1 pseudogene is annotated in these 1184 nt (G+C 77.3%); it reads right to left on the reverse strand.

The window, feature by feature from the left end:
• A pseudogene (locus ND748_RS32370) lies at positions 1-1184 on the reverse strand (SWIM zinc finger family protein); the annotation flags it as partial.

Raw genomic sequence — 1184 nt, forward strand, 5'->3', positions numbered from 1 at the left:
CCCCGGCCCGCGTCGCCGGCCGCGCCGCCGCCGTCGCCGGGAACGCCGCCGAGGTCGGGGATGACGGGCACGGCTGCGCGTGCCGTGCCGACCACGGCCGCGTCGACGAGGCTCGACCATCCTGGCGTCGGTCGCGGACAGGCAGGCGGCTGCGCGGGCCCGCTCTCGGGGTCCGTGGAACTTGGCGGCGCGGGCAGGTCGGCGCCGGGCTGCGGCCGAGACGGCATCGCCGCCAACGGCACCAGGTCGAATCCGTCCCACTCCACCGCCAGGTCCACGGGGCGGCCGCCGCCGAGAGCCAGCAGGTGACAGCCCCACCGGGTGCCCGCGTCCGCAGTCAGCGGCAGGGCCTGGCCGGCCAGGTCGCGCAGCAGCCAGCGCGCACCGAGGCCCGACGAGGGCTCACCCACCAGACCTTGACCTTTCCTCGCCGCCGCACCCGTCGGCGTCCGATGGGGGGCCTCGACGGGCGGCGGCAGCACGGTGAGCTGGCGGACGACGAACGCGACGGGGTCGGCCCACGGATCCGCGGCCAACGCGGGGGCGAGTGCCGTCAGCGCCTCCTGCCAGGTTCTGGCGGTATCACCGGCGTCGTCGGCGGCCAGGTCGGCGAGCGGTTGCGGGGCCGTAGTCGTGGCGGCGAGGGCCAGCCTGGTCGGGCGACGCCCCGGATACGCGGCCACCTCGGCCTGAAACCGGGTGAGGACGGGCAGGGCCGGCGGCGGGGCCTGCTTGGCGGGGCCGTAGGTGACCACAAGCGCGAGCCGGGCGAATCCGGCCACCCGCAACCACTGCCGCCGGCCCTGCAGCTTCCCGGTGGTGAACCGGCGCTCGCCGAGGACGTCGATCGGCCCGGTGAGCCGCTCGCCGGCGAGCACGTCCGCCGCGCTCCGGGAGAAGCCGATCCGGTCGCGCACCACGTCGACCAGTGCGGGCCCTACCTCGCCCCGCCTCGACCAGCCCTCGCAGAGCAGGTACAGGCGGCCGAGCTGGTCGGTGAGCCGCGCCGGCCAGTCGGGACCGTCCGCCGCGGCGATCCGCGCCATGTCGCGGACGACCTCGGCGAGCCCCGGGGCCTGCGCATCGACCATCCGCGCCGCGGTCGCCTCCCACCAGGAGGCCGGCTGGACCTGAGCGGCGCCGAGCCCGCCGTGGGCGAGGTCGACCAGCCAGCGGCTCAGCTC

The sequence above is a fragment of the Frankia sp. AiPs1 genome (assembly GCF_023716945.1).
Classification (GTDB): Bacteria; Actinomycetota; Actinomycetes; order Frankiales; family Frankiaceae; genus Frankia.